Raw genomic sequence first — 3,112 nt, forward strand, 5'->3', positions numbered from 1 at the left:
ATGTCCGGCGCCGAGCCGTGCACCGGCTCGAACAGCGACGGGAAGGTGCGATCGGGGTTCAGGTTGGCCGAAGGCGCCAGGCCGATCGTGCCCGTCGTCGCGGGCCCAAGATCGGACAGGATGTCACCGAACAGGTTGGTAGCGGCCACCACATCGAAGCGACCCGGCTGCAGCACGAAGCGCGCGGTCAGGATGTCGATGTGCTGCTTGTCGAGCGTGACGTCGGGATATTGCTGCGCGACTTCATCCGCGCGCTTGTCCCACCACGGCATGCTGATGGCGATGCCGTTGCTCTTGGTGGCCAGCGTCACGTGCTTGCGCTCGCGGCTTTGTGCAAGGTCGAAGGCGAACTTGAGCAGCCGCTCTGCACCCTTGCGCGAGTAAACCGATTCCTGGATCACGATTTCGCGGTCGGTGCCTTCGTACATGATGCCGCCGAGCGATGTGTATTCGCCTTCGGTGTTCTCGCGCACGACGTAGTAATCGATGTCACCGGGCTTGCGGTTGGCGAGCGGGCACGGCACGCCCTCAAACAAACGCACGGGGCGTAGGTTGATGTACTGATCGAACTCGCGGCGGAATTTGAGCAGCGAGCCCCACAGCGAAACGTGATCGGGCACCGTGGCCGGCCAGCCGACCGCGCCGAACAAGATGGCGTCCATGCCTTGCAGTTGCTGCTTCCAGTCGTCGGGCATCATCGTGCCGTGCTGCTGGTAGTAGTCGCAGCTGGCCCAGTCGATGTGCTGGGTTTCGAGGTTGATGCCGAAACGGCGCGCGGCGGCTTCCAGCACGCGCAGGCCCTCGGGCATCACTTCGCGGCCGATGCCGTCGCCGGGGATCACGGCGATCCGGTAGGTCTTGCGGGTCATGTCAGATCCGGTAAAAAAGAAGAGGAAGAATCAGGCACCCTGCGGCGCGATGAACTCGCGGGCGAGCTTCCGGGCGCCGTTGGCGAACATCAGGATATCAACGCCCGTGGCGACGAAGGTGCAGCCCAACTCCAGATAGTGACGCGCGAGCGCCGCGTCGGACGTCAACGTGCCGGCGGCCTTGCCCGACGCAACAATCGTGCGCACGGCGTTGTCGATGGCCGCCTGCACGTCGGGGTGGCCGGCGTTGCCACGGTGGCCCATCGATGCAGCCAGATCCGCCGGGCCGATGAACACGCCATCCACGCCGTCCACATCGCAGATGGCTTCGAGGTTTTGCAGCGCGGTGACGGTCTCCGCCTGGACGAGCAGGCAGGCTTCGTCATCAGCAACCTGCAGGTAATCGGTGCGGGCGCTCCAGCGCGATGCGCGGCCCACGGCACTGCCCACGCCACGAATGCCGTGCGGGGGATAGCGCACCGCGCGCACCAGCTCGCGCGCCTCTTCCGCCGTATCGACCATCGGCACGAGCAGCGTGCGGGCGCCGATGTCGAGCAAGCGCTTGATGAGCGATGGATCGCCGTTGTAGGGCCGGACGATGGGCTCGGCACGGTACGGCGCCACGGCCTGCAGCTGCGCGAGAATCGTGCGCACGTCGTTCGGGGCGTGCTCGCTGTCGATCAGCAACCAGTCGAAGCCGGCGGTGGCGCTCACCTCGGCCAGGTACGGATCGCTCATCGCCAGCCAGAAGCCGATCTGGCGTTGCCTGGCGGCCAGCGCGGCCTTGAAGCTGTTCGGGCGCTCAAGCGCGGACGTTTGCATTGCGTGGGTCATGCGAATGGAGGGTTTCAGAAGTGGGCTCGAAGCTGATGGGTTCCACCTTGCCGAGCAGGAAGAGGTAATTCAGGATCGCCAGGCCGATCAGCGCGGCGGAGAACACCAGCGCCGGAATGAACGAGCCCGTGGCACCCACGATGGCGCCGGTGACGATCGGGCCGACCACACCGCCCATGTTCGACACGCTGTTCTGCAGGCCCGCCACCATCGACACGTTGTTGCCCGGTGCCACATCGGCCGGTAATGCCCACACCTGCGATGCCGCCACGGTCGTGCCTGACTTCGCGATGCACAGCAGGATGACCGCCACGACGGCCGATTGTGCGAACGCCGCCAGCCCGATGCTCGACGCCATCACCAGGCCGATGATGAGGAACAGCTTGCGCGTGGCCGTGAGCGAAAGCTTGCCGGAGGCATACACACGGTCCGACGCCCAGCCCGCGAACACCTCCACGAACATCGACACGAACAGCGGCAGCGACGCCATGAGGCCCATCTGCATCAGGCCCATGCCACGCTCCTTGACGAGGTACGTCGGCAGCCACGTGATGAAGAAGTACGAGTTGTAGTTGATCATGAAGAAGCCGATGCACATCGCCCAGATGTTCCGGTGCGTCAGCAGCTTCGTCCAGGGCACCTTGGGTTCATCCTTGCTACGGGCTGCCGGCAGGCCGCGTTGGATGTGGGCCAGCTCAGCGGCGTTCACGCCCTTGTGTTCTTCCGGCGTTTCCTTGAACACCGCCCACCACACCACTGCCCACACGATGCCCAGCCCGCCCGTCACGGCAAAGGTGATCTTCCAATCAAACATCACCAACAGCCATGCGATGAGCGGCAACGCGACAGCGCTGCCCAGCTTCGAGCCGCTATCGAAAATGGCCGCCACCGTGGCGCGTTCCTGTTTTGGAAACCAGCGCCCCGTGATGCCCGCGCTGCTGGGGTACGCACCCGCCTCACCGATGCCCAGCGCCACACGCAGGCCCACCAGCGACTTGAAGCCGTTTGCCAGGCCCGTCAACGCCGTCGCAACGGACCACCACAGCACCGCAAAGCCGAGCACCTTCTTCTGCCCGAAGCGGTCGGCCAGAATGCCCGCCGGCAACTGCAGCAGCGCATACGACCAGAAGAACGCCGACATGACGACGCCCATTTCCACGGCGCTCAGGTGGAATTCCTTCTGGATGTGCGGCGCGGCCGCCGACAGCACGGTACGGTCGATGTAGTTGATGGCAATCGCCGCCCACATGAGGCCGGCGACGACCCAGCGCACTTTCGAGCGAGGGCCGCCCTGTGACGTGTCCTGCATGGTTTGTCTCCTGTTTTGTAATAGGTGATGCGTGCCTTCGAGTCGAGGCGCTAACTCACGATGCCCATGTGCCAGGGCACGAATTCATGGTCGCCAAGAC

At 64.7% G+C, this 3,112-nt stretch carries 3 protein-coding genes; all 3 read right to left on the reverse strand.

Going from position 1 to position 3,112, the window contains the following annotated elements:
• A partial coding sequence (locus FUT88_RS22130) for an isocitrate/isopropylmalate family dehydrogenase (protein ID WP_147218404.1) occupies positions 1–869 on the reverse strand: 869 nt, incomplete at its 3' end.
• Between the two features lie 30 nt (positions 870–899).
• Positions 900–1,703 (reverse strand): 4-hydroxy-2-oxoheptanedioate aldolase, encoded by an 804-nt coding sequence (gene hpaI, locus FUT88_RS22135; protein ID WP_147218406.1) that lies wholly within the window; start codon positions 1,701–1,703, stop codon positions 900–902.
• On the reverse strand, positions 1,672–3,012 hold the full coding sequence (locus FUT88_RS22140; RefSeq protein ID WP_147218408.1) for an MFS transporter: 1,341 nt from the start codon (positions 3,010–3,012) through the stop codon (positions 1,672–1,674). The genes hpaI and FUT88_RS22140 overlap by 32 nt, the downstream gene beginning before the upstream one ends.
• Between the last annotated feature and the right edge of the window lie 100 nt (positions 3,013–3,112).

Source organism: Ralstonia sp. TCR112 (assembly GCF_007997035.1).
Taxonomy (GTDB): Bacteria; Pseudomonadota; Gammaproteobacteria; order Burkholderiales; family Burkholderiaceae; genus Ralstonia; species Ralstonia edaphi.